The 23,564-nt window shown below is 39.3% G+C and carries 27 protein-coding genes; 3 read left to right on the forward strand and 24 right to left on the reverse strand.

The features are described 5' to 3' along the window. Positions 1-638 precede the first annotated feature (638 nt). The 15 genes from Q0R37_RS08830 to Q0R37_RS08900 form a co-directional block, all read right to left on the reverse strand. Entirely contained in the window at positions 639-830 is a 192-nt protein-coding gene (locus Q0R37_RS08830) for a hypothetical protein (protein WP_294753470.1), read from the reverse strand. 109 nt (positions 831-939) lie between these two features. Further along, positions 940-1,305, reverse strand: a complete 366-nt coding sequence (locus Q0R37_RS08835) for a hypothetical protein (RefSeq protein WP_294753472.1) — start codon at positions 1,303-1,305, stop codon at positions 940-942. Beyond that, positions 1,262-1,453 carry a hypothetical protein gene (locus Q0R37_RS08840; RefSeq protein ID WP_294753475.1) on the reverse strand — a complete coding sequence of 64 codons (192 nt, stop codon included), beginning with the start codon at positions 1,451-1,453 and terminating at the stop codon, positions 1,262-1,264. The genes Q0R37_RS08835 and Q0R37_RS08840 overlap by 44 nt, the downstream gene beginning before the upstream one ends. A 78-nt stretch (positions 1,454-1,531) precedes the next feature. Then, the gene (locus Q0R37_RS08845) at positions 1,532-2,941 is read right to left on the reverse strand and encodes a polysaccharide biosynthesis C-terminal domain-containing protein (protein ID WP_294753476.1); all 1,410 of its coding nucleotides are present in this window, start codon (positions 2,939-2,941) and stop codon (positions 1,532-1,534) included. Between the two features lie 2 nt (positions 2,942-2,943). Beyond that, positions 2,944-3,924, reverse strand: a complete 981-nt coding sequence (locus tag Q0R37_RS08850; RefSeq protein WP_294753479.1) for a polysaccharide pyruvyl transferase family protein — start codon at positions 3,922-3,924, stop codon at positions 2,944-2,946. Then, positions 3,921-4,364 (reverse strand): DapH/DapD/GlmU-related protein, encoded by a 444-nt coding sequence (locus Q0R37_RS08855; RefSeq protein WP_294753482.1) that lies wholly within the window; start codon positions 4,362-4,364, stop codon positions 3,921-3,923. The genes Q0R37_RS08850 and Q0R37_RS08855 overlap by 4 nt, the downstream gene beginning before the upstream one ends. A 22-nt stretch (positions 4,365-4,386) precedes the next feature. Then, entirely contained in the window at positions 4,387-5,406 is a 1,020-nt protein-coding gene (locus tag Q0R37_RS08860; RefSeq protein WP_294753484.1) for an EpsG family protein, read from the reverse strand. 83 nt (positions 5,407-5,489) lie between these two features. Next, positions 5,490-6,596, reverse strand: a complete 1,107-nt coding sequence (locus tag Q0R37_RS08865; protein WP_366517416.1) for a glycosyltransferase family 1 protein — start codon at positions 6,594-6,596, stop codon at positions 5,490-5,492. Between the two features lie 39 nt (positions 6,597-6,635). Continuing rightward, a complete protein-coding gene (locus tag Q0R37_RS08870) occupies positions 6,636-7,412 on the reverse strand; it encodes a glycosyltransferase family 2 protein (protein WP_294753490.1) in 777 nt (258 codons plus the stop codon). A gap of 11 nt (positions 7,413-7,423) precedes the next feature. Continuing rightward, complete coding sequence (locus Q0R37_RS08875) at positions 7,424-8,119, reverse strand: sugar transferase (RefSeq protein WP_294753491.1); 696 nt, start codon at positions 8,117-8,119, stop codon at positions 7,424-7,426. Next, positions 8,083-9,321, reverse strand: coding sequence for a DegT/DnrJ/EryC1/StrS family aminotransferase (locus Q0R37_RS08880; protein WP_294753493.1), 1,239 nt, complete (start codon positions 9,319-9,321; stop codon positions 8,083-8,085). Before Q0R37_RS08880 ends, Q0R37_RS08875 begins: the two co-directional genes overlap by 37 nt. Positions 9,322-10,386: 1,065 nt before the next feature. Continuing rightward, on the reverse strand, positions 10,387-10,920 hold the full coding sequence (locus Q0R37_RS08885) for a hypothetical protein (RefSeq protein WP_294753496.1): 534 nt from the start codon (positions 10,918-10,920) through the stop codon (positions 10,387-10,389). Between the two features lie 229 nt (positions 10,921-11,149). Continuing rightward, positions 11,150-11,605, reverse strand: a complete 456-nt coding sequence (locus Q0R37_RS08890; RefSeq protein WP_294753498.1) for a low molecular weight protein-tyrosine-phosphatase — start codon at positions 11,603-11,605, stop codon at positions 11,150-11,152. 250 nt (positions 11,606-11,855) lie between these two features. Next, positions 11,856-12,710, reverse strand: a complete 855-nt coding sequence (locus Q0R37_RS08895) for a DUF4303 domain-containing protein (RefSeq protein ID WP_294753500.1) — start codon at positions 12,708-12,710, stop codon at positions 11,856-11,858. A 99-nt stretch (positions 12,711-12,809) separates the two neighbouring features. Next, positions 12,810-13,352: a TetR/AcrR family transcriptional regulator gene (locus tag Q0R37_RS08900; protein ID WP_294753502.1), complete on the reverse strand. Its 543-nt coding sequence runs from the start codon at positions 13,350-13,352 to the stop codon at positions 12,810-12,812. Positions 13,353-13,520: 168 nt separating this feature from the next. Between Q0R37_RS08900 and Q0R37_RS08905 the strand changes: the two genes are divergently transcribed. Beyond that, positions 13,521-14,114, forward strand: coding sequence for a class I SAM-dependent methyltransferase (locus Q0R37_RS08905; RefSeq protein ID WP_294753503.1), 594 nt, complete (start codon positions 13,521-13,523; stop codon positions 14,112-14,114). Next, the gene (locus Q0R37_RS08910; protein ID WP_294753505.1) at positions 14,111-15,010 is read left to right on the forward strand and encodes a DMT family transporter; all 900 of its coding nucleotides are present in this window, start codon (positions 14,111-14,113) and stop codon (positions 15,008-15,010) included. Before Q0R37_RS08905 ends, Q0R37_RS08910 begins: the two co-directional genes overlap by 4 nt. A 66-nt stretch (positions 15,011-15,076) precedes the next feature. Here Q0R37_RS08910 and Q0R37_RS08915 read toward each other — a convergent pair whose 3' ends face one another. From Q0R37_RS08915 to Q0R37_RS08955, 9 genes are all read right to left on the reverse strand, one after another. Further along, positions 15,077-15,532: a GNAT family N-acetyltransferase gene (locus tag Q0R37_RS08915; protein ID WP_294753507.1), complete on the reverse strand. Its 456-nt coding sequence runs from the start codon at positions 15,530-15,532 to the stop codon at positions 15,077-15,079. A 256-nt stretch (positions 15,533-15,788) separates the two neighbouring features. Next, on the reverse strand, positions 15,789-17,105 hold the full coding sequence (locus tag Q0R37_RS08920; protein ID WP_294753509.1) for a site-specific integrase: 1,317 nt from the start codon (positions 17,103-17,105) through the stop codon (positions 15,789-15,791). A gap of 145 nt (positions 17,106-17,250) precedes the next feature. Beyond that, the gene (locus tag Q0R37_RS08925) at positions 17,251-17,493 is read right to left on the reverse strand and encodes a helix-turn-helix domain-containing protein (RefSeq protein WP_294753511.1); all 243 of its coding nucleotides are present in this window, start codon (positions 17,491-17,493) and stop codon (positions 17,251-17,253) included. Positions 17,494-17,770: 277 nt separating this feature from the next. Beyond that, a complete protein-coding gene (locus Q0R37_RS08930) occupies positions 17,771-18,529 on the reverse strand; it encodes a phage antirepressor KilAC domain-containing protein (RefSeq protein ID WP_294753513.1) in 759 nt (252 codons plus the stop codon). Positions 18,530-19,014: 485 nt separating this feature from the next. After that, the gene (locus Q0R37_RS08935; protein ID WP_294753514.1) at positions 19,015-19,449 is read right to left on the reverse strand and encodes a hypothetical protein; all 435 of its coding nucleotides are present in this window, start codon (positions 19,447-19,449) and stop codon (positions 19,015-19,017) included. Next, positions 19,449-19,943: a helix-turn-helix transcriptional regulator gene (locus tag Q0R37_RS08940; RefSeq protein ID WP_294753515.1), complete on the reverse strand. Its 495-nt coding sequence runs from the start codon at positions 19,941-19,943 to the stop codon at positions 19,449-19,451. The genes Q0R37_RS08935 and Q0R37_RS08940 overlap by 1 nt, the downstream gene beginning before the upstream one ends. An 836-nt stretch (positions 19,944-20,779) precedes the next feature. Continuing rightward, positions 20,780-21,310: a 3'-5' exonuclease gene (locus Q0R37_RS08945; protein WP_294753517.1), complete on the reverse strand. Its 531-nt coding sequence runs from the start codon at positions 21,308-21,310 to the stop codon at positions 20,780-20,782. A 110-nt stretch (positions 21,311-21,420) separates the two neighbouring features. Continuing rightward, on the reverse strand, positions 21,421-21,615 hold the full coding sequence (locus Q0R37_RS08950) for a hypothetical protein (RefSeq protein ID WP_294753518.1): 195 nt from the start codon (positions 21,613-21,615) through the stop codon (positions 21,421-21,423). Between the two features lie 132 nt (positions 21,616-21,747). Beyond that, positions 21,748-22,728, reverse strand: a complete 981-nt coding sequence (locus Q0R37_RS08955; RefSeq protein WP_294753519.1) for a WYL domain-containing protein — start codon at positions 22,726-22,728, stop codon at positions 21,748-21,750. Positions 22,729-23,249: 521 nt separating this feature from the next. On the opposite strand from Q0R37_RS08955, the gene mobC reads away from it, so the two are divergent. Next, positions 23,250-23,564: a plasmid mobilization relaxosome protein MobC gene (gene mobC / locus Q0R37_RS08960; protein WP_294753521.1), complete on the forward strand. Its 315-nt coding sequence runs from the start codon at positions 23,250-23,252 to the stop codon at positions 23,562-23,564.

Genomic DNA, 23,564 nt, shown 5'->3' on the forward strand with positions numbered 1-23,564 from the left:
TTATTATACACCAGATTCCTTCTTTGAGGAATACGTCCTTTATTTGACGCTTACGAATGAGCCGGACATATGCCCGACTCATTCTGTTTTTATCCAGTATAACGCCTGACCTGTATGTGTACAGGATCTATCTGCCTGAGTTATGCTGCTTCAACTAACAAAACTTTATGCAATAATAAAGCGAGTGTCTTTCAATATTTAGCCGTCAAAGATATCAATATTATTAAAGTTCATTCTTTACACTATTGTATTGGGTTAAATAAATAAGCGTTCCCTCACTCAGAAGAAACGCCTATTTACAGCTATTTGTACTGGTGAAGCATAGGGGATTCGAAGAGACCCAAAGCACTTTTTGTAATTTGTGCTATTTCGAGTAATTGCCTGTATTTCGCCGTTTCAGAGCAATTCGTTTAATTTCATTTTTACTGATTTTTAGTGTTTTTTTGCCACAATAAGTAACAAATAAAGAACAAAAATCTAAAGCAGCGTACCTTTCCAATATTTTTTCGCAATTCAATAAATCCTATAAAGTTTGACTGCCATTTCTGATCTATTGTCATTGTTAAGGTCAAAATCCTTGCTGTGACTGATTCTTATGTCATGGAGCAGGGGATAATCTTATAGAATGCATTTCAGAATCATGAAGCATTTCTGACATCAGATTCTTCGTTCTCCTCTGTTTTATCATCAATGAGCGTACGTATAAAGTCGCTGACGGTCCTGTACCCAAGTTCATGAGCACGTTTCATAAAACGTTCATGTTCTTCTTCCGTTACACGTACACGGATAAGACAGTTTTTTATAACGTCAGGATCATTCTTCGTAATCATTTTTACCTCCTTTCGTGATTACTTGCGTCTTGTTACGTATTAATAATGATTCTTGCCATTTTTGTCGGTTTGGTTTGCCTGAATCTATCAGGGTCAGACAGATAATAGATTATTTTCTGAACAGCATATCATCTGCACGATGCTCTTTCAAATCGTTCCAGAACAAACGATTTCCTTCAAGTGTAAACTCGGCTGAACCGTCAGTATACTCGACCGTTCGTTTCGGCTCTGACTCTGCATTTTCGTACTCAACACCGGTCTTTATACCGTTCCCGTCACATATAAGCCTGTCTTCAACAAATATCAGCGGATAATCCCATTCTGCATAGCTTGCAGCGCTGCTTGACCAGGTTATAAGCGCATGGAATATGCCTTCACCCTTATTCTCACATTTGTGGCAATGTGCAATTCGAACTTTAACTCCTGCTTTTTTAGCCGAATATAGTATTGTTCTCCAGCATCGTTCCAATACCATCGATACATCTTAATCTGATGTACTCACTTACAGACTTACAGCCAGCTTCTCTGGCTTTTCTTTTGAACAGTTCAACTTCTGCCTCCGTAACCCGGAGGCGTATTACTGTTGAACGTACGGTGGATGGGTCAGGAGTTTTGGTTCTCATTGATTTTGGCCTCCTTTTTGGGCATAAGGAATTTTAAACCTTCTCGAAGAAAGTATCCGGATATTCAGATACGCCATCTTAAACATGTTTACAGTTCTCTCTTTTTTTCTGCAAATACTTTCCGAGCGTAAATAGTAGTCTATAATCGCTGATAACTAATGCGGCAAAACTTAAGACTGTAATAATAATAGGAATAGCCCCCGATAAACACGCCATTATTGCTGATAATGTCAATAAACTCAACTGAAATATAAACTTTGTTTTATTTAAGTCTATTTCGATAAGACGGCGAACATTCACTATTCTGATTATCATTACAACAAAATAACTCACAACAGTTGCTATTGCCGCACCAATTCCACCCAATACAGGAATCAGAATAAAGTTTAAAACTACATTGCTGACAGCACCAATAAGCGTTGAAATCATTAACATTTTATTGCTTTTTAACGCATTATAAAAAGTACCAAAATATGTTGTTATGCAGCCAAAAGTAGCCGCTAAAAGCAGTAATGGAACATATTTCCAGGCATCGTAGAAGTCAGCTCGTAGCAAAATCATACACAATAATTTATTGACAATCAACAAGCCACCACATACCAGCACACAGACATATGTGTACCCTCTAAGTATATTTGAAAAAAAGGATTTATTATCTTTTGAATTAATCTCAATAGCTGTGGAGTATTGCCAAGCCTGTTGAAAAATAGATGTCACAAGGTTGATCATCGCCGGGAGTTTACTTGCTGCGGTATATAATCCGGTAATGCCAGATCCCCAGAAAAAGAGTACTATATATCTATCTGATAAACTATTAACCCACCATGATAGCATATTTGGTATGCTTGGTATACTATATTTCAACATTTCTTCTAGCAGTGCTCTATCAAACTGCCTAAAGCCGAAATGCTTAAATTCTTTTGAAATAATAAAAGCAATCAGGCCGCTTACTCCATATCCTATTGAAAAAGATGTCAAATAAGCAGCGATACCACCCTTGAACCAAACCAATAGTATTATATTCGAAAAAACTAATAGCAAAGAGTTTAACACACCATATAATGCATATCTTTTTACATGTCCTAATCCACGGGCAAATTGAGTAGTAACCTTGTAGAAAGACGTGGCAACAAATAACAGAAGGAAATGCAGAGCATAGTCATACCCAACTACATAGAACCATACAAAGCTACCAATTCCAACAACAATGTCGCCTATAAGCATTATGCAAAGAGAATTGACTAGCAGAGCACTATGATTAGCATCTTCATCGATTGAAAATCTATATAAAGCCTCAACGATACAAAGCGAAGCCAAAGGCAATACTATTTCAATAGTATTGTTCAATAGCTCAGCTACTCCATATTGAGCCGTTGTTAAAACAGATGTATATAACGGCATCAAAAAAAAAGCTATTAATTTTACGAGGATATTCCCGATAGCAAATATAGCAGTGTTAGATGCTAGGATTTTATATTTGGAATTCATCTTTATATTTTAAATTGTCCTTTCCAAGACTCAATCTTACTGAAATCTATTCCAGTAATGACAGTTGACCAGTTCGCATTAATCTTTTTATCCAGTTCTGATGAGATATCTTCTCTCTTTATACATTCAAAAGAATAATCAGCGCTCATCCTTTCCGCCCTGTAATCAATAGATATAATAATGCTCCTGCACTTATGCTGTAACGCAAATATTCCTCCATGCAAACGATTGCCTACATAGTCAACTCCTTCACCAGAGAGAACCATATCATAACCCTCAATAGTTGGAGAAATCACCCTGATTTTTTTTAAGTCATAAATAGTCGATAGATACTCAAGATCCTTGATACATTGTGGCCAGAACAATACTTGATCATAATTTCGACATAATATATCAATCATTAGTTTATCATTTTTTTGATCTTTTTCATAATATGTAAGCGTAAAAACCACTGTATTTCCTTTTCTTTTAGGTATGCTTTGGCAATGCTCGGGTGTAAGCCCCCACAATGTAGGACAACCCGTGTTTTCCGCCTTAAACCCCAATTTCTCTAAAAATTCCTTGGTCTTATTATCTCTTACGCTATGCGTAAAGTCGTGATTTAAAACCTTATCATATAGTATTCTTGTATAAATATTGGCTTTTTGGCTATTTATGCCAATTCCAGCACCAAGACATATTGTACCACCAACAAGTCCACAATTAATTATGTTAATGTTCCACGTTGGAAGCGGTCGCAACATATTTGTATACAAGGCATTGGTTCCACACAAAAACTTGTAGTCCGCATTCTTAAAAACACTTAGTTTATCTTTATATAGGAATGACTGAAACGTTGTATACATTGGAGTGTGGGTAGCTAATCTCATGACGTAGTTTCTCTCAAAAAGCTCTTTCCAGTTCTTTTTGATTGAAATATTAATAATATCATCACCCTGATTTAAGGATCCAACTGAAGTATCAAGTAAAAGGATATTTCTCATACACGCACCCCATCTTTTTTGATTATCCTTGCCGGTACGCCTATTACTACGCAATTATCCGGGATATCTTTAACAACTACAGCTCCAGCCCCTATTTGAACATTATTTCCAACAATGACCGGCCCAATCACTGCTGCCCCTGCACCAATCATCACGTTGTTTCCAATACAAGGAAGTTTTGTTAAGCCGCTTCTACCACCTATGGTAACATTTTGTTCAAACTTGCAATTGTCCCCTATTATTGCATATGGATGTATTACAATCCCAAGCGCATGATGCGGGAATTCACAATTTTTTCCAATTTGAGTTTTGTATGGTATATCGCACGCAAAGATGACTCGCATTAATCCTCTAATTATAAAAGGGACCACGGGAATGTGATGATGCCAAAGCCAATTTGCTGTTTTATAAGAAGCATATACAGGATCAATTTTTTTCATATATTTGTCCTCTTTTCTTATTTCAATAATTATAAAATGAGAATGGGAATATTCCGGACCACTCTGGTCTATATATTAGAGAAACCGTTAAATACCCAAAAGACATAATAAAAACAATGCCATAAATAATGGATCTATTTGATCTATCAGAAACAGCTTCAATAGCGTTTACAATAGCAACGATGAACCCTATGCACACATATTTTTCAATTCTGTCATACATATTAAAACCAATAGTTGCAATAGAAATCACACAATCTAAAAGGAGTATTTTATTGAACACATTTGCAGTATCAGTATCAGTTTCATTCTCTCTAGTATTCGATAACCCCCCCCCATTTACCAATAGTAACAGTCCAACACTTATTATCCTAATTCCACATAAGGCAATACTTGCAATACGTACCCCACCTTCGCTATACATTGAATCTGTCAAATAGTGCGATAAGTATGGGAAATAACCTTTGAGGCCGTTAACACCATAGTTTAAAGCGACTAAAAAAACTATTGCTACGACGCTCCATTTGAAAATATCGCCCTTTTTAGTAAAGTCTATTTTGGGAATAATCACTAATGCCAATAAAACTATAGACATCATATGGAAAGTAGATGCAAGCATTATTAATAAAACATATCTGATGTATTGTTTCCTTTCCAAGAATGGAATCGCAATCAAAAAAAATGCTATGGCTATGCACTGCCGCTCAATATTCATCACGTTGTAATACATACCAAAAGAGAAAAACAGAATTATAGCTTTTTTAAATGAAGTAGAATATTTATTTACAAACCATATAGAAGCCCCTATGTATACACCAGAATTAATAGCCAAAATCCATTGAAAATTGGTTGTAACTCTCGAAACAATATAATTATAAATAATATACCCTGCTTCATATCTAGATACAGTTAAAGCCGTAGTCAGTGATTGCTGGTCAGAAATCAGTCGAAAGATTCTATAATACTCTTGAGTATCGTTTCCCACTTCAAGGCTTCTGAATGCAGCAAACACATAAAACAGAAAGAACAAACCAATATACATGTACTTGCTCTTTTTTTTATGTAGGCATCCTAAATATGTAATTGAGCACATTAAAATTAAAATCAAAAAATGTATCCACATGACTACTTTTTACTCATTTCTTGATATTTTTCAACCAACTTAACTGCTTCTTTCTGAACAGAAAACCCTTTTTCTTCAATTATATGTTTCGCTTGCAAGCGTTCACTATCACTAACATTTAGAAGTTTAACCGCGCATTTAGCCCACTCAGCTGGTTCTTTATTCAATGAAATATAAGCGTACTTAATAAGACCAACTTCTCTTGTAATCGTGTCAGACATAAGTATAGGCAAGCCGTTACTCTGTGCCTCTACACCTACCATTGGCAATCCCTCATATAAAGACGGAAGAATCAAACAATCCATAGCAGAATAATATCGTTCTACATCTAACCTTTTTCCACAAAAAAGAACTTTGTCTTTCAGTCCTAGCTTTTTAACTTTATTCAATATGTCTTCTCTTAACGGTCCATCCCCGATTAGCAATAGGACTGAATTTGGCAATATGGTTGAGATTTCTTTGAAAACCTCAATTAGGAAGGAATGGTTTTTTTGCCGATTAAAATTTCCAACATGTCCAAAAACAACTTTATTTTCTATGGCTAATTCTTTGCGCAAAGATTTTCTAACACCAATATTAAAACCATATCTATTTATATCAATTGCATTATTAACAACTATAAAACTACTGTTTTTCCCATACAAGAACTCACCCGCTGCTTTTGAACAAGCAAAAGCATAATCAATATGTCTATTAAGATGGAAACACACTATTTTATTTCTAATACCATTTAGTTTTTTATCTGACCATTGCGTAGCATGACTATGAACAATTATGTTCTTGATTCCACATTGTCTTAAAGTTCGATAAATGAACTGAACTACAAAAGGATCATGAATGTGAACCGTATCATATTCGTGCTGTTCCACTAAGAGTGCTTTTAATTGCCTATTAAAACTAATAAACCTCTTGAAATTTGGGACAAAGAAAGCTTTCCCTCCTAATAGTTCAATTTCCTCTTCATATGTCTTATAATTCAAACCAGGTTTCAGGAAATATAAGAAATCGAATTGAACCTTTTCTCTATCTATGTTCCTGTAATAGTTCATAAGCACGCTCATGACTCCACTATTTATATATATTGTTGAATTAATATGTAAAACTCTCATCACATACCTCGTACTTAATAGTTTTTGATATTGAATGGTTCAAATTCTTTTTTCATAGTTACTCTTTTTGAAGAAACCATACCACATGTTCCAGCAGGCATACCACAGAGCAACTGCGCTTGGCTTTTCATCGCACATATGAAATAAATCATAGTGACTGCGAAGTTTTTTACTTATCTTATCGTGACTGATGCTTTTCTTCCTAATTCGGTACTTAGCAAGATTTTTCTTCAACAGATAGCATTGCGTATCCGGATCTTTCTTAAACAGCTGAAGTCTAATTGCATAGTCATTATTCTTCTTGATATCTTTGATTTGAATCAATCCGAAATGCTTCGCATTATACATCATGGTAAGCTGTCCTATGTAATCATAATTATACATTCTTCTCTTATTTACCATCTTTGGACCGCTAACATAAATATTCAACGGATTTCCTTCTTCATCAATCTTTTCGTACTCATGATAGGAGAAAGCAAAGTTATGTTTCTTCATGAACTTGATCTGCCACATAAGCTTATCTGGTGTCCAGAGATCATCAGAATCGAGGAAAGCAATCCATTCGCCTTGTGCCTCACGCATTGCACGATTTCGTGTTAATGCAGCACCACTGTTTTTCTCATTCTTGAAATACTTGACACGCTTATCCGCTAAAAATGGCTTGACAACTTCATCTGTATTATCAGTTGAGCAGTCATCAACAATAAGTAATTCCCAATTTTTGTATGTCTGGTCAATCACACACTGAATAGACTCCGCTATGAAATTAGCCGTATTCCATGACGGCATTATTATTGAGACTAATCCATCAATCATTAATCTTCTCCTTAGTTATAATCTTTTCCTAATACAGCTGCTACAGTACGGAACATTGTAAGAATCTCTCTAAGGAACCTAAATCTCCTAACAGACTCTAAATTCCACACCATTTTTGCTGGTAATACATCTTCCATATATGCTTTATCAACATCTTCAGCTGCAGTAAGCAGCTTATATTCATCCTTATACCTTATACTTGCTTCCGAAGTAATCCCAGCAGGCATAAGTAATGTTGCCATGAATTCCGGTTGGTACTGCTCGACATATTTAACTGCTTCTGGTCTTGTTCCAACAAAACTCATAGTACCTTCAAGCACGTCAACCAACTGCGGAAGTTCGTCAAGTCGAAGGTTTCTCAGTTTTTTTCCTACATTAGTAATACGGCTGTCACCACTTACAGTGACAGCCGTTCCTATCTTATCTGCATTGCTAACCATTGTTCGGAATTTATGTATCTTGAACTTTTTTCCGTATGTAGTTATCCTTTCCTGCCTATAAAAAACAGGTCCGGAAGAATCAAGCTTTATGCAAATAGCGATTATCGCCATTGGTATCAACGTAACCACCAAAAGAATCAGAGCAACTGTAAAATCAAAAATACGTTTTAATATTAATTGAAATCGTTTCTTTTTTAAAATATCATAGTACGGTTTTACTTCAGGAAGCCTCATACTGCCTGGTAAATCTTCCCATTTACGCCACATAATACATTCTCCTTAAGAATTTTAGTATAGTTTTCAATAACAAACCTAACTTGTTCATTTGTAAGAGAAGTATGTAGCGGTAATGTGATCTCATTAGCAAATTGAGCATAAGCGTTCGGGAAATCGGAAATATCAAAACCGAGCTTCTTATATCCAGTCATCATAGGCAATGGCTTATAGTGTACATTAGTTGCAATACCTTGCTCTGCCATTTTAACAATAATATCGTTTCTTTGCTCTATAGATATATCAGGTATCCTTGTTAAATAAAGATGACCTGAAGAAATATGATTTTCGGTAACATGAGATAGGGTATCCAATCCAAGAGGTATAACTGCTTCATTATACATTCTTATTATCTCATGACGTCTTCTGAGCATTTGCGGATATCTTTCAATTTGTTTAAGACCGATAGCGCCTACGACATCGGTCATATTACACTTAAACCAAGGACCAACAATATCGTATTCCCAGGATCCAAGCTTGTACTTCGAAAAAGCATCCTTGCTCTGACCGTGAAGACTAAAGAGCTGCAACTGATGATATATTTCCTCATCACTAATTCCTTCAATCGGCCTCCATGTAAGAGCACCGCCTTCAGCAGTTGTAAGGTTTTTTACTGCATGAAAAGAGAATGATGAAAAGTCAGCGATATTTCCAATTTTAACGCCATTTCTTATCGCTCCGAATGCATGAGCTGTATCGGCGCATATTGCAACTCTGCCAATAGCTTCCTGCATCTTATTAGCAGGACGGAACAAGGCTTTCTTACGTTCAACGATATCAAACAAACGATCATAATTACATGGAACTCCGCCAAGATCCACAGGGATAATTGCCTTGGTTTTTTCTGTGATAGCCTTTTCCACAGCATCATAGCTTATATGGAAACTGTCGGGATCAGTATCAACAAAAACAAGCTTCGCCCCAACGTGGCAAACCACGGAAGCCGAAGCCGTATACGTATAGGCGCACGTAATGACTTCGTCTCCTTCACCTATGCCTAAAAGGCGCAGAGCCATTTCTGCGCAGGCGGTCTGTGAATTGAGACAACAAGCCTTATTCACTCCTATATAATCTTCAATTCTTTTTTCCAGTTCTTTTACGCGGGGACCTGTTGTGATCCAGCCTGAACGTAATGCCTCTGCTACTTCTGCAATCTCAGCCTCAGTGATGTCAGGTGGTGAAAATGGAATTTTCATAAATATACCCCCTAATTATAGTTTAGATTAGTCTTCACATAAAAACTGCAATTAAATACTAAAATTTGTTTTTTACCCCGATGAATGTTTCCCTAAAGCACCACTATATCACAATTTCATAAAATACGATACTTAACGAATAATACCAAATACAGAAAAGGAATTAATGCTTATAATTAACTCATTTTGTATATTGCAAGTATATTATTACAAGCTGTATTATTCATACCCCGTTTTTTGTCAAAATTTGACAGAAGAAATTAAACATATTATATCATTGATGTGGCTACATGTCAATTAGTATAGAAGCTTTTTGTGTATGACACCAAATATAGTGGGAAATGGAAGTTTGAGATTTATATATTTTATCCACTTAGATTTTCAGAACGTAATTTATTGATTATACATTACAAATTGTAAATTTGCTGGTGGGGGCTCAATATCTTATCATTTTAAAGTATTATAATAAATTAAAAGTACACCATACATATAAATAACGTAAATTTACAGTCAAAACTTCTGCACAACAAATACAGGAATTTTTCTGTTTTTTACCTGAAGCTGTAATTACAATTGCTACCCTAATTACAGCACAGGCAGGAACAAGAGTAGCAATCGCAAATTCGTTAGTATTTTATAACCATTTTTAGCAATCCTCCCTATCATGAAAGAGTAAAAATGCACAATAAGAAAATGCCTATTCTACGTTGCTTAGAGTCCTTATCTGTTGCAGTCTCACTGTAAGATCACTATCGACGGAACTGATTACAGCTGTTGCGCGCTGTCTTACGTTCACAGAGTACTGAATAATTCAAATGCCAAGGATAACAAGCTTCTTACTGATATAGCAAAGGCAACTTACGTTTATGCAAATACAGCAAAGGCATATTTAGGCTGATTAATGAAAGGAATGTTAATATGAAAGCAAAATACACTGCTCCCGAAATGGAGATAATCACATTCGAGATTGAGGACGTTATCACAACAAGTGAGCCTGAACTCGAACCACAGTAACATAAAAAAGGTACAGATGATAATAATCTGTACCTTTTTATTATGTGGCTATTAAGCTAAGTAATCTCTTATATTAAGACTTTCTTCTGTACGCTGTTCTTCATCTATTATTCCAGGAACCAATTCGGTAACATATGTTTCTCCGGAAACAGGCTCAATGTAATAGCGGTTTTGTGCACCAGTATAGGATCTGTATAACACAACTATTTCATTGGCATCATTTGTTGTGACCTCCCAATAAACAGTGTATTCGTCCGAATCCGCCATATTTTTCAAATCAGGATTCTTTGTGAAGCAATAATTCTTGATTGCATTCAAAGCCTGATCTTCTGTAATAGCTTCTGCTTCGCTTGGCTCTGATGATGTTTCCTTGTTTTTATAAGACTGAACATCCTCAGTTTGATTATGCAGGGTATCCTCTGTTTGAGTAGATTGAGTCGGCTCTGTTGTATTGTTTATCTGCTCAGTCTCTGTTACAGAGCTTGATTGTGCCTGCTGTAAAACTGTATTATCGGTTTTAGTGCCGCAAGCACATAAACCAACACACATAAAACATAAAGCAAATAATACCGTTTTCTTTTTCATAATCGCTGTTCCTCCTAATTGTAGCATAGTCTATACTTTTAATACATCAAATAATAAAAACAATAATTTGAAATATATACATACAACATAAAAAATTATATCATAATGTTCTGTTAGAAACTAATCAAAAGTTGCTAAATTTAAAGGACGGCACAGAGCCGTCCTCATAGTTTTTAAGAAATTCTGTTAATATTTGCTTTGACTTGGCTGTTACATTGTATGCGTACATTTAATGCTTCAGAAGGCTATTTAAAAGTCCCTTGCAGCCTTCTTCAATATCTGCGTAAGCTCTGCCAAAATCGCGGCTGTACCAAGGATCTGAAACGTCGTCGCCTCTGCCTGCAAAGGTAAGCAGTTTGTATATTTTGCTGTCTCTGTCGCTACCAAAAATACGGTTCATATTGCGAATATTGGCTGTATCCATACCAATGAAGTATTCATATTTTTCGTAATCCGCTTTTCTGAGCTGAACTGCAGTTTTTCCTGCACAGCCTATGTCGTGCTTTGAAAGTTCAGCGCGTGCAGGAGGATAAACAGGATTTCCCAACTCTTCTTTGCTTGTGGCACTTGAAGCGATACAAAAGCTGTCGCTGAGCCCTGCTTCTGAGACAAGCTTTTTCATTATAAATTCAGCCATAGGTGAGCGGCAGATATTGCCGTGGCAGACAAACATTACTTTTATCATGGGCTTAAACCTCCGTGATTTGCCGTGTTTTGCCGCGATTTGCCCTTGTATAATTTGACGAACGGGTGTACTGATTCTGTCAAAAATCACGGCGAACTCGGCAAATTGCGGCAAATCTTAGCATTCTAAGGACATCGTTAGTAGTAAAAATGGTAGTAAACACAGGGTGTTTTACTACTAAGGAATTGGGGTAGTTTTTTCACATAATAGAAATGAAAGCTGCGATAATCAGTATATATAGTTTATTGCATTATTTCTCTATTATAGAAATGATTTCTGAGTACATTGGCTCCCTTGAGATGAGTTCTTTGCCGTAATTATAAGAGAAGTTGTCATTTATAGTACAGGGAGTGTGCTTGCAAAACATCAGAAACTCTCCTATTCCCATTGGAACGTTGAAATCCTTGCGAATTTTCATCGCTATTTTCTTATCTGTTATTGATTGTGTTACGATAACTTTGCACATCTTCGGGTGATTAAGCGCATAGTAGTATTCACCAATATCCTCGCTGTCTGATTCATCCCAGTTCTCTTTATACCATCTTTCAAAAATATCCAATGGATTCAATCTGCGTCCGCGTTCAACGTTTGAAACATCCGGAGGCATATATTCCGCATTAATGAAAATTTTCTTTCGATTATCGGAGGTACCGAACATCCCTTCTTCATCAAGCGTTTTCATAACCCTTTCCATGAGGGAAAGCCACATTTCAATTGCAGCATCATATTCATCATCTGAGATTCTATTCATATGCTCACAATAGAATGCATCCAGTGATTTAAAATACTCCTGAAAACCATATCCGAAATATGGAGAATCTGCATACGACCATCTCAAATCATCTGCGGTGTATCTGCCGTTACTATTCTTGACTGTTTCTGCAAGAGCTTCCTCAGAGCAAGCAGAAATACACGGAGTTGCATCTTCAAGCATCATCAGAGAGCAATAGTAAAAGTGTTCATTTACTTGAAAAAGCTTTTTTACAGCTTCTCTGGTTGCTTTCAGCAAGGAATCATATATAGCGTCAGAAACATCAGATATCATCGTTTTCTCCCTTATTATCTTCATTGCAGCTTGGAATAATGTTTTTTCGTACCATTCCATTATACCATAATCCTACCAATTCATCAAGCCAAAACGGGCAAAAAAAATAACGGCTCACCGAAGTGAGCCGCAAGTGCATCAGATGTGACGTGTTTTCGTTTAGAGAATATTCGTACAGCAAAAGAAATAGTCAGTCATCTGTTCAGGCGTATACTCGCTGTGACCTTTCAGCCACCACCTGACCGTCTCGGCAAAACCGCTGACAGCGAGGTCAAGGGCATAATCATGAGGCACATCATCTTTGATTGTGATATGCTCGTCAAATACCTGACAGAGATATTCTTTCAGATAGCGAAGAAATATCTCACCACACTCTCCGTTGAATAATCCTCTGATGCTCTGCTGTTTTTCCTGCAGATGATAGAGGATATGCGTTATCCTGTCACGGAATGAGCTGTGGTGCGAGAAATCGTGATGTTCCTCGCTCATGATCTCTGCGGAGAAAACATGATCGAATATATCGTTGCATAACGCTTTGAGAAGCTCGTCCTTTGTCTCAAAATGAGCATAGAATGTGCTTCTCCCAATGTCTGCTTCATCTATGATGTCCTGAACGGTCATAGAGGAATAGCTCTTTCGTTCAAGCAAGGCAGAGAACGCCGTAAATATCAGGCTTCTCGTTCTGCGCTGCCTTCTGTCCATGATATGCTCCTTTCCGTACAAAATCGGCTTTTTGTTCAGTAACGTACTTTTTCGGATAATCGGTTATTGAATTATCGGGTAATATGTGTTAGTATTAATATAGGACAAGATGTTCGGTATTGAATAAATAATATCATAAAGCAAGCTGTTTGTCAAGGAGGACATACCATGAGCGAGAAAAAAGATTTCAAATTCGACAAAAAAGCAGAGAAATACGATGACAGCTACGAGGGAAAGCTCTCGGAAAAGTTCTATACCCTTGTGAACGAGAATGTGCAGCTGACGGACGGAATGACAGTTCTTGAAATGGGCTGCGGAACTGGAACGATACTTCACCGCCTTTCGCAGAGATGCAGTATCAGCGGTTATGGTATAGATGTTGAGGAAAAGATGCTTGAACAGGCAAGAAAGAAATGCCCCGATATGCAGATTATAAACTGCTCCTGCGACAATACGCCCTTTGAGGACAGCAGTTTTGATGTGATCGTGGCGTGTATGGCATATCATCATTTTCCAGACAAAGACGGCTTTTCTAAAGAATGTGCAAGGCTTCTCCAAAAAGGCGGCAGACTGTATATTGCCGATCCGAAGCTGCCGCTTCCCATACGTAAAGTGCTGAATACCGCTCTCGATATACACAAGATCAATGGCAGGATATACACCGCCGATGAAATGAACGCCAACTTTTCAGAATACGGCTTCAAAAGAGCATTTGACAAGTCTGACGCTTATGCTCAGATCATCTGCCTTGAACGGATATGAAGAATGAAAAAGCAGCAGCAGTCTGCTATGCAATAGCGGCGGCGGTGTTCTATGCTTTGAATGTTCCATGCTCAAAGCTTCTGCTCGACAAGATCACTCCTACCTTTATGGCGGCTTTGCTTTATCTCGGTGCAGGGGCAGGTGTCGGCATCATGTACCTGTTTCACCATAAACACGAAGCCCAGACGGAACGGCTTGAAAAGAAAGATCTTCCATACACGGTCGGAATGGTTCTGCTTGACATCATAGCACCAATACTTCTTATGCTCGGTGTGAAACTCGGTACTTCCGCAAATGCTTCACTGCTCGGAAACTTTGAGATCGTTGCGACAACGCTCATAGCCCTGTTTATCTTCAAGGAGAAGGTCAGCAGAAAGCTGTGGGTGGCAATCGGTCTTATCACGCTGTCGAGCATCATTCTTTCTTTTGGTGGTGAGGACAGTTTTACATTCTCTGTCGGCTCTCTGCTTGTTCTCGGAGCAACTGCCTGCTGGGGACTGGAAAATAACTGCACAAGGAGCATTTCGGATAAAAGCACCTATCAGATCGTGACGATCAAGGGCTTCGGTTCAGGGACTGGCTCGTTTATTGTTGCAGTGATACTCGGCGAGAAACTGCCTGAACTACGGTTTATCCTGCCTGCGGTCTTACTTGGATTCGTGGCATACGGGCTGAGTATCTTCACATATATCAGGGCGCAGAAAACGCTCGGTGCAGCAAAAACAAGTGCCTTTTATGCGATTGCTCCGTTTATTGGGGCGATGCTGTCATTTATATTTCTGCGTGAATCCCTGACAATTACTTACATGATTGCTTTCGTCATCATGGTACTCGGAACGGTATTTGTTGTATCTGATACGCTTTCAACAAATGATTCCATGAAAGAGCCTGAATGAAAAAATCCCCTCACCAAAGGAACACCTGCGTTCCAATGATGAGGGGGATCATTTTCATATTCAAATTCAGCACTTGGAAACTGCCCATCTCGGTCCTTCTTCGCCGATGATTCCATTCAGTGCAAATCCGCATTTCTCAAGCACTCTTTTTGAAGCAGCATTCTCAGGGTCTGTTTCCGCTTCAACAGCAGCAACCTCCGGATGCGAAAACGCCCATTCCAATACCGCTTTGACCGCTTCGGTCGCATAACCGTTGTTCTGGTATGCTTCGGAGATACCGTATCCAATCTCTGCGATACCGTCTGCTGCAAGCCCCTTGAAACATAGTTCTCCGATATGTGTGCCGTCTTGCAGTTCAATCATCCAGATCGCATACCAGTCCCATTGATCCGGATGTTTGAGACAGCCGTTCAGCATTTCTGTATATGCGGCTTTCAGGACATCCACATTTTGCTCTTCAATGAACTGTTCCATGATATCCTGAGAAGCGGCATATATTTTTAATCTCTCTGTTTCAATCATTTCGCTTCACCTCTCAGATGCTTATTTTCGTACCATACCATTATACCATATAATGTAGCCTGAATCTATCACATTATATTAACATTTGCATTTTCGGTTCGTGTAAACTTCGTAGTTTCGTGCTTTGCAGACCTTCTTGAATTCTATATTACTTCCATCTGCTTTGTATTTCTACCAGTTTTTCTACCAAAATCACTCTGTTTTAAAACTTTCTGTTTCATTCCTGTTTGCGTACCATTATATAATATAACTTCCTCTACGCAGGATTCGTTTCGTCCGAATAGTTATTATTCTCTTCCTTACCACCCTTATCTGAAAGCGTGGCATCATCTTTCTTTTTATCAAGGACTCTTGCAATTGTCGCAGCAGAAGCCAGCTTCGCATTATACTCCAGATGACTATACAGGTTCGCAGTAATTGTATAATTGGAATGACCAAGCCACTCCTGAATAGCTTTCATCGGAATATCGTTTGCTAACAAAAGGCTCGCACAGCTGTGACGAAGATCATGAAAGCGAAGCAATTTTAAGCCTCTCTTCCTGACAATCTGTGAAAAACTGTTAGAAACCTTATGTGGAGTAATAAGTTTGCCGTAACAATCACGGCAAACAAAACCATCAAACTCTGTATGATAGTTCTTGCCACCAAGCTTTCTATAGTACTCATCCGCTTTGCGCTTTTCAATAAGCATTTCCTCAATGTGCGGAATCAACGGAAGAGTTCTTCTTGATGCTTTGGTTTTCAGGCGGTTCTCAACAAAAAGTTGCATTTTTCCATTCTCATCATAATCTTCGACGATCTTACGTTCAATCGTAATGGTTTTTTTCTTAAAGTCGATTGACTCCCATTTCAAACCAAGGATCTCACATCTTCTCAGACCGTAGTAAGCTGCAATATGTACAATAAGCTCAAGCCTGTGTCCCTTAAACACTTCAAACAGTTCAGCGAGTTCTTCTTCATTATAGAACACCGCCTCATGTCTGTCCACTCTCGGCACAACAAGTTTATCCATAGGATGTTGTGTCAGAATCTCCATTTTTACAGCATAAGCAAAAGCTGAATGGAGTCCGAGGTAGAATATTTTCAATGAGCTTCCTTTTAATCCACGATCCAGCTTACTATTAAGAAAAGCCTGGATATGTGAATGGTTCAGATCATCAAGAGTGACATCGGGATACTTCTCACTCATAAACTCATTGAAATGCCGTGACACTTTATTATAACTCTGATATGTTGTACGCGCGATATTCGGTTTTATGGCTGAAAGCCATTCGGAAAAGAAATTACTGATACTCCTGTTGTTTTCAGCTTCATCATTATTGCTTTCGAGAACAGACTGACATTTTAAAGGTGTATCATTGATTATCACCTGATTATTATTCCAGTTCTTAGCAAATTCGGCTATTATCTTTTCAATAGCTTCATTCAGAGCTTTCTTAGTACATTTCTCAGGCAGACCTGTTGCCACCCATTTGCGCTTACGCTTTCCTGCATTATCCTTGAAATCAAAAACGACATACTGTTTGCCGTTCTTTACGGCGGTTATGTACTTATAAGGCAGACTTGCTTTCATTATTTTTATCCTCCTTTGAGTTGAAAGCGGTAGAAGTCTGCTGTTGACTATACCATTATAGCGCGAATCATAATATAATGCAAGACTAATTACCGCCTTTTTGCCATTTTCTCTATTTTCAGCGCATCGGCTTGTATATCACAGGTCATTTTTGTGCGCGTTGCAGAACATAGTTGATAACCTCGATTTTTGCCACTCTAATCTTTCGACCATCAGGCATACGAGGTATCTTGCCTTCTCTGATGAACTTACAGACTGTCTTGTATTTAAGACCAAGCATTTCACATAGCTGATTCACATCGACCAAGTCAGGATAATCAGCAAACATCGTGTGGTACACGCTTTCCTCTGTCTGTTCCGGTTCATTGGTTTCAATTCTTTCATCCATAAAGAAAAAACTCCTTTCTCAAGAGGAAGAAACAGAAAACAATTAGCGTTGATGTTTCATATTCAGTTTTCAAGATACTGATACCGACCGCAGAGGTCAGCGTACATCGTCTGTCGGTTATTTTTATGCCCAAAGATTGATGTACTGTTGGCAGCTCCTACTCCGAGGAATAGAAGCTCCCGACGGCACATCAGCCGTCGTTCAAAACAAGGAGGTGTGTGTGAAGCACCGTGGGCAGTATCCGTCATGCCGCAGAACGGATACTCCCGACAGCGTTTCAGCTATCGTCCTGCTCAATTAATGGCAGGATACCTTCTTTCTTTAACTGCTCATATATAAATAGTCTTCCACGCTGCGTCCATTGTGTACTGGGTTTGGCGATAGAATCGCCATTGCTGTCTAAGACTGTGAAAGTCTTTGATTGTACATAACCTCTGTCAGCATACTTCTGATAGAGAAGCCATACAGTACCCATTTTATACTGTATGCCATGTTCATGAAGCCATTTGTTCAGCCATACCGCAGATTTGCCGTAGTCCTTTGCTATAGTGCTTATGGGCATTAGTCCTGCGGAGTTTAACACGACATCGTAATAATTGGCTTTTGGCTTCATTTCCTCTATCTGCTTTGCCTGAACAGCAGTTGTCTCGATCAGACTTCCATTCTGTTGTTTGGCAAGTTCCAGTTTCTGGTCTGCGATCTGCAATGCTCTTGCCATAACAGCATCAGGACTGTTCCACTGACGTTCAAGATTCAGGAAGTATTCACGGCAGCGTTTGCCAATCTCGGTACGCTGAATCATACACAGTTCTTTTGCCATATCAATGGTGAGCTGATGATCTTTTGACGGTCTACCACCATCTGAGGTTTTACTCAAAAATGAGTAAAAGTCCTTTCCCTCGATAAAACCGTATTCGCACATACGCTTGAACCAGTCATTATATCGAGTATCAACCATAAGAGCTGCGTGAAGCTCCCGTCCGCTGACAGTAGGATTATCGTTATCGAATTTCACAGCTATTGTGATTTCATTCATATAGAACACCCTCTTTCTCTCTTGTCGGTGTTTTGTGTTTGAAAATGAACTCCTGCATATTGTCGGGAACGGAACTCCGCCCCCGACACAGGAGGACAGCATAACGCTGTCTATTTGAAAATAGGAGAAATGGAACAATCATATTTAGAGATGTTTTAGGCAGAACCCAAGCCGAAGCTCAGGCTCTCCCGACAGCATCTCTGCTGTCTCAGTGAAAGGAGTCAATTATGCTTAGAAAAAGCAATACATTCGGATCGGGCTTATATGGAACGGCACAGTCTGAAAATGGACAAAAGAAACCGCACCGCTCCGAAGCCCTTATATATAACCCTTCATAACGAAAGGAGGATCGAGAGCTTGTCAGTCCTTCGGGAATCATTCAGAACCAACGCCCTCTATATACCTAATGAGAAATTTGCGTTTTCGGGAAAGATTTTCACGATTTTTTTGCTGTCGAAAAGAAAAATCGTCAATGTAAACAAATCTTAGTTCATCTTTTCGTGCAAATCGTAATATTCTCTTAGCTTTACTTTGGCAAGTCCGATTCTGTACCTGATTTTATCTACGCTCATAGCATGAACCTCTGCTAAAGTAGCCAATGTCACCTTATCCTGGGCAAAGAAGTATTCGATCACAAGGACATACAGCTCAGGATATTCTATTTTCAGAAGCTGTAATGCTTTCGGCAGATACTCAAGTCTTTTGTGGTGCAGGCGTTCTTTCTCCTGTTCAAGTTCATACATAGGGAGTGAGGCAGGATCAGGGAAAAACTCAGCCACTTCATAAAAATCCAATGTCTGCACCCGATTCCTATACTCCCTGACGTTCTGGTTATATTCTTGTATCAGAAGCCTGTTATACTCATTTTCTATGGATGCAGGAACATCATCACCGAAGTGTTTGTAGAAGAACTTATTCATTACCGCTTGCCCTCCGTTTCAGAGGTGAGCTTTGTAAGCGGTCTTTCCTTGTTAGCGATCAGGCGATCATTGCAAAATGCCACAGTCAGACTATCATCATAATAGCAGCCGTCAAGATATTCTCTTATGATATAGCTCCTGACAGTATGCTCGACTATACCGTCACGCAGATGATGCCGCAGTCTTCCGAGCAAATATCTCTGCTTTACGGGTTTGAGCCTGAGCGCTATGCATATCGCACACAGATAATCTTCCTGATACCGTGCAGTTCCATTGCAGTAACGGGTGATTGTGGCTTTGGGGATTCCAGTAAGCCGAGACAGCTTGTTCGTGCCGATCTTAGCTTCCTCCATATATCGGGATATTACAATCGGCAATGTGTCTTTCAACTGATCTGCGTATTTTGTTGTCCCAAAGACTTCAAGCTCGTATCTTGCCAGTTCTTCACTTTCGGTGTCCGGTATTTCCTGTCGAACTTTGTATGTATACTCCATAAAACATCTCCGTCCTTTCCTGCCGGACGGAAATGTACAAATGAACACAGTACGACTGTCATTCGGCATAAACCGTCCGACAACCAAACATCACTCGTTCATTTGATTGAATCCTATTCAGTTTCCATACAGTGATCGAGTAACCCCTTGCGCAATAGGTTCACTATATGGACTGCACACCCTTGAACGTGCATACTACCATTATGAACCATAACGCGCGAAAAAGCAAGATATAGCGTCGTTTCAAGTGTTTCAGTACTGAAACACCCTGATTTTTGAAAACCGCCAATTTTCCAGAGATTTTGAGCTTTTTTCCTTTTTCGTTCATCTGAACGATTATACTCCTTAAAGCACTGTATCTACGATGAAAATATGCAATCGGAATACAATTACAAGTGTTCCACACATCACATATCTTTCATCTATCTATCACAACACACACACAAGAAAAGGCGGCCTGTTACTGCACAGACCGCCCTTATGCCGTTGAAGCCGCATACTACTTCTCAATTTTTGTAACAGCATAGATAATCCGCAAGGCAATCAATGCAGAGCGAGATCTATTATCATTGTCCAGTACACGTTTACCACCTCCCATAGACTTAGTATCTTTCGACCTGTCTGTATGGAACTGTCAATGATCGTACAAAAACCGAGCTGTATGCTTGTCTATCCTAATTATACCAAATCAGTTCGACAGAATTTCATGTTCTGGAAAGGTTTTGCCTAAAATTTTCATTATACCATTTCAGATAGACAAAATTTGTGATTCTGCGGAATTCACCAAAAAGAAAAGAGCCATTGCTTATAGCAACAGCTCAGATAATCGCTTATATTTATAGTCGGTATTCCTTCGCATATTCTCTCACATCAACACCGCTTTCCATGTACCTCAGCAGTATCTCCGCACAGGCATGACTATCGCTGTCTGCCTGGTGATGATCGAGAGCAATACCGTAGTGATCGCACATCACATTGAGGTTATGCTTCATATCCGGCAGAACACGCCTGCCGATCTGGACCGTACAAAGGTATTCCGCAGTCGGTTTCCAAGAGATACCGTAATCACGCAGACACGCACGGAGAACGCTCATATCGAACACAGCATTATGGGCAACGAGAATACCCTTGCTCATGATAGGCTCTATCTTCTTCCACAGCTCTGCAAAATTCGGAGCGCCCTTGACCTTATCCGCATCTATGCCAGTGAGCTGAGTGTTGAAGTAGTCGAAGTGAGTTTCAGGATCAACGAGAGAAAAATAGTTCGCCACGATTTTGTTATCCTTGATTGCAGATATGCCTATCGCACTCATTCGGTCATTTGCCCGATTGGGCGTTTCAACGTCAAAGACTATGTAGACTGCCATATCGTATCACTCCCAAGCAAAGCAGATTATAGATTAATTATACCACACCGGAACGGAAAGGTCAATCGGCAGAAAAGAAAACAGTCGACATTGCTGCCGACTGCATTTCATTAAGCTCCAATTCGCTCAAAGCTGTTCAATACCTGTTTATCCGAGAACGATGACAGCTTACCGTCAGACCATTCCACGAACACATTGTCCATCTCGTCTATGTAAATGATCGTTGCCGTAGAGCCGACCGGATAATCCTGAGTGATACTCGCTGTCATCTTGATCTTAGCCCCGACCGTGATTGCTTCCATCATAGTTATAACCTCCTGATTTTCACACTTGTTCTATTATACTACAATGGAATATGAGTGTCAAGGGACAGATCACATATTATGGGGTTGCACAAGAGTTGCTTGTGAGTTGCAGTAAAAGCCGTCAAAAAGTTGTCACTCAGTAAACTCAGGGTATGCTCCGAGCATTTTTCTGACCTCACTCAGATAACCTTCTCTTACTTTCTCAGGTGATAGAAGCTCGATACCGTCCCCATAGCTCAATACCCAAAGATAGAACCTCCGGTTGATGCCGACATGAACAGTTATGATAACGCTCTCGTCCTTTTCGGAGTATGGGGAAATCGAAGCATAGTCACCGAAGTGTTCAAGCATATCGTCAAGCAGAAACCGTTTTACCCTGAGCTTTACATATTCAAAGTATTCCGGCTCAAACATATCGGTTACGAAGCCCTCCTTCTTTTTCTCTTTAGGAAGACGTGTACGGGATACTTCACCGCCCTCAATATACCTCATACGATCAACACGATAGATACGCCAACGCTCCTCAGCTTCATTATAGCATTTGAGGTAGATACGCTCCTTGAAGTAGATGACCTTAACAGGCAGGAGTTCACGCTTCTTCTTATAATACTTCATACACTTGTCGGTATCATATTTGCCGTACTCAAAATTGATTTTCCGACGGTCAGCAATCAGGCGATGTATCAAGTCTAAGTTCTCAAGCAGATCGAGTGACGGTGAACATCTCTCATTGAGCGTGATCCTGCTGATGAGCTGCCTGATCTCCGCATCGGAACACATACCCTCAAACTTCTTTATCAGCTTTTTCTTCTGAGTAGCTGTCAGGAACTTATTGATAGATACCGAATCAACAAGGAAACGTATCTCGTTAAAGGAGAATCCCTTGTCTATCAGAGCATAGTAAGCCGTGTTATGCTCACGGCTATATTTGACGATATGATTTCCTGCACTGGTTAGACGATCAAGGTCACGGCGTATGGTCACATCATTCACCCTTGTCAGGTTGCAGGCATGAGCAAGATGTTCCTGTATTTCCTTGATGGATACTGCCTTGTTCTCATCAGTATATCTCGAAAGATAGTCGAGTATGTAAATAATTCTTTCCTGGTCCATTGAAACCACCTCCGCATATAATCAAATGTCCCGTCCTGAATGTATGTCAGAACAGGGTGAATATCGACCGCAGACCTCGCTCCTCTGGATACACAGAGCGGCGAGGTTTCTTCATTATTATTTTATCATATCGGACGGAGTTCATCAATCAGATTCGGAATAAAGCATTACTATGTTCGGAAAGTAGTAGCATACGCCTTTATAATTGTAAACTTTCTGTGAACTTTTGCGTTTTTCTTTCCCGAAAATATCTTTTTCTTATTAGGTAAGTGAGGGGGCATTGCAGCCGAAGTCGCACAGCTCCAATTCCTCTGACGGAGAGAGGAAACTCAACAGAGCCGAAGGCTCATATTGACTTTGCCCCGACAGGGGCAAATCAAAGTTCGCAAGCACGGCATCTCCGCATTACAATTTTGAGAATTGAATACGGCGATGCACAGCTTGTCAGAGGGCTCTGCCCCTAAAACCCCGTAAAGAAAGGAGAGATAAAAATCGACAAATCAGAGAAGCATATTCGATATATGCAGATACGCTTAACGCAGGAGGAGTATGAAGCCATCGAGAGAAAGTTTCGTAACAGCGGACTGAGGTCACGGAGCGAGTTTGTCAGGGCAATGATCTTTGAGGGATACATCATTCACATCAGCGAGGACGAACTGAAGAAACTCAACAGACTTATCAGCAATATTGCAAGCAACATCAATCAGGTAGCTGTCAGAGTAAACAGCACCAACCACATCTATGCCGAGGACATTGCAGAAATCAAGGAGGGACAGGATAAGATTTGGCAACAACTAAGATTTTTCCAATCAAAGTTTCTGTCTCTGACGCATTAG

The organism is uncultured Ruminococcus sp. (assembly GCF_946415235.1).
Classification (GTDB): domain Bacteria; phylum Bacillota; class Clostridia; order Oscillospirales; family Ruminococcaceae; genus Ruminococcus.

Bases quoted from the DNA above. Each gene is read 5' to 3' on its own strand.
- Q0R37_RS08830 (WP_294753470.1), bottom strand. From the start codon at position 830: ATGATTACGAAGAATGATCCTGACGTTATAAAAAACTGTCTTATCCGT.
- Q0R37_RS08835 (WP_294753472.1), bottom strand. From the start codon at position 1,305: ATGGTATTGGAACGATGCTGGAGAACAATACTATATTCGGCTAAAAAA.
- Q0R37_RS08840 (WP_294753475.1), bottom strand. From the start codon at position 1,453: ATGAGAACCAAAACTCCTGACCCATCCACCGTACGTTCAACAGTAATA.
- Q0R37_RS08845 (WP_294753476.1), bottom strand. From the start codon at position 2,941: ATGAATTCCAAATATAAAATCCTAGCATCTAACACTGCTATATTTGCT.
- Q0R37_RS08850 (WP_294753479.1), bottom strand. From the start codon at position 3,924: ATGAGAAATATCCTTTTACTTGATACTTCAGTTGGATCCTTAAATCAG.
- Q0R37_RS08855 (WP_294753482.1), bottom strand. From the start codon at position 4,364: ATGAAAAAAATTGATCCTGTATATGCTTCTTATAAAACAGCAAATTGG.
- Q0R37_RS08860 (WP_294753484.1), bottom strand. From the start codon at position 5,406: ATGTATATTGGTTTGTTCTTTCTGTTTTATGTGTTTGCTGCATTCAGA.
- Q0R37_RS08865 (WP_366517416.1), bottom strand. From the start codon at position 6,596: ATGAGAGTTTTACATATTAATTCAACAATATATATAAATAGTGGAGTC.
- Q0R37_RS08870 (WP_294753490.1), bottom strand. From the start codon at position 7,412: ATGATTGATGGATTAGTCTCAATAATAATGCCGTCATGGAATACGGCT.
- Q0R37_RS08875 (WP_294753491.1), bottom strand. From the start codon at position 8,119: ATGTGGCGTAAATGGGAAGATTTACCAGGCAGTATGAGGCTTCCTGAA.
- Q0R37_RS08880 (WP_294753493.1), bottom strand. From the start codon at position 9,321: ATGAAAATTCCATTTTCACCACCTGACATCACTGAGGCTGAGATTGCA.
- Q0R37_RS08885 (WP_294753496.1), bottom strand. From the start codon at position 10,920: ATGAAAAAGAAAACGGTATTATTTGCTTTATGTTTTATGTGTGTTGGT.
- Q0R37_RS08890 (WP_294753498.1), bottom strand. From the start codon at position 11,605: ATGATAAAAGTAATGTTTGTCTGCCACGGCAATATCTGCCGCTCACCT.
- Q0R37_RS08895 (WP_294753500.1), bottom strand. From the start codon at position 12,710: ATGGAATGGTACGAAAAAACATTATTCCAAGCTGCAATGAAGATAATA.
- Q0R37_RS08900 (WP_294753502.1), bottom strand. From the start codon at position 13,352: ATGGACAGAAGGCAGCGCAGAACGAGAAGCCTGATATTTACGGCGTTC.
- Q0R37_RS08905 (WP_294753503.1), top strand. From the start codon at position 13,521: ATGAGCGAGAAAAAAGATTTCAAATTCGACAAAAAAGCAGAGAAATAC.
- Q0R37_RS08910 (WP_294753505.1), top strand. From the start codon at position 14,111: ATGAAGAATGAAAAAGCAGCAGCAGTCTGCTATGCAATAGCGGCGGCG.
- Q0R37_RS08915 (WP_294753507.1), bottom strand. From the start codon at position 15,532: ATGATTGAAACAGAGAGATTAAAAATATATGCCGCTTCTCAGGATATC.
- Q0R37_RS08920 (WP_294753509.1), bottom strand. From the start codon at position 17,105: ATGAAAGCAAGTCTGCCTTATAAGTACATAACCGCCGTAAAGAACGGC.
- Q0R37_RS08925 (WP_294753511.1), bottom strand. From the start codon at position 17,493: ATGGATGAAAGAATTGAAACCAATGAACCGGAACAGACAGAGGAAAGC.
- Q0R37_RS08930 (WP_294753513.1), bottom strand. From the start codon at position 18,529: ATGAATGAAATCACAATAGCTGTGAAATTCGATAACGATAATCCTACT.
- Q0R37_RS08935 (WP_294753514.1), bottom strand. From the start codon at position 19,449: ATGAATAAGTTCTTCTACAAACACTTCGGTGATGATGTTCCTGCATCC.
- Q0R37_RS08940 (WP_294753515.1), bottom strand. From the start codon at position 19,943: ATGGAGTATACATACAAAGTTCGACAGGAAATACCGGACACCGAAAGT.
- Q0R37_RS08945 (WP_294753517.1), bottom strand. From the start codon at position 21,310: ATGGCAGTCTACATAGTCTTTGACGTTGAAACGCCCAATCGGGCAAAT.
- Q0R37_RS08950 (WP_294753518.1), bottom strand. From the start codon at position 21,615: ATGATGGAAGCAATCACGGTCGGGGCTAAGATCAAGATGACAGCGAGT.
- Q0R37_RS08955 (WP_294753519.1), bottom strand. From the start codon at position 22,728: ATGGACCAGGAAAGAATTATTTACATACTCGACTATCTTTCGAGATAT.
- mobC (WP_294753521.1), top strand. From the start codon at position 23,250: ATGCAGATACGCTTAACGCAGGAGGAGTATGAAGCCATCGAGAGAAAG.